Genomic DNA, 872 nt, shown 5'->3' with positions numbered 1-872 from the left:
TTATCATAATCCCCTGAAAGTAGGTATTCCAGTTCATCAGAGTGAAACGATTCCTTGATGGAAAGGTCATCTACTATACTTCCCTTCTTGTAATACCTGTTGTCAAATGACCTTACCGGGCCATAGAATTTTATGCCGTCGATTCTGTTAGCCTGGTGCTCGTACATTTCCCACCTGAACATTTCCCCTCCAACGCCTATGTTGTCTAATCCGGCGTGACTTAATAGTTCTATTGTCTCATCTGTGGCTTTTTCAGAAAGTCTGTAATATTCCTCTGTTCCATATATCTTATGGAATACTGTGCTGAGGTATTTAGGCTTCCTGAAACTTCCTATTTCCTGCGATATTAAATATTTGCCCATTTTACTCACCTATATTTGACATAAGATCCAGTTTTCTGTCTGCAATAATCCTTGGCAGAAAATCAAAATATTCGCTATGGCTCACTATTATCCTGTCAGCATCAAGTGATTCTATTTTTCCATTTATATCCGAAAGAGTCTCCATTCTGGTGTTGTAGCCATCAACAAGCTTTACACCGGGTACCTTCGATTTTTCTGATGAAATTTTGAAATTTTCTGCACTGTAATCCACTATTATGGAATATGGATTTCCATTTACATTGCCACTGTAAAGTTTTCCGGTCGTAATCAGTTTTATTTTGAAATCCTTCATTGGGCTAATATCAAGTACATCTGTTTTTTCATAGGGAATCGGATCATAGAGAACCAGGGATTTGAGACCGAATTCCTTTAGTATGCCAGTGTAAATATTTTCAATTTTCTCCTGAAACTCACTGTAGGGTATACTGCTTCTTGACATCTTAAAGAATGACACTGGAGACGGAAGAAAAGCATTAAAATATCTCCACT

At 37.6% G+C, this 872-nt stretch carries 1 protein-coding gene and 1 pseudogene; both read right to left on the bottom strand.

Features of this window, described 5'->3' with window-relative positions:
* Positions 1 to 362, bottom strand: a pseudogene (locus AMDU4_RS12435) (methionine synthase); the annotation flags it as partial.
* Between the two features lies 1 nt (position 363).
* Positions 364 to 872 (bottom strand): hypothetical protein (locus AMDU4_RS12430; protein ID WP_021788297.1); only part of this gene is annotated, 509 nt, incomplete at its 5' end.

Source organism: Ferroplasma sp. Type II, assembly GCF_000496155.1.
This window is presented reverse-complemented; position numbering and strand designations above follow the sequence as displayed.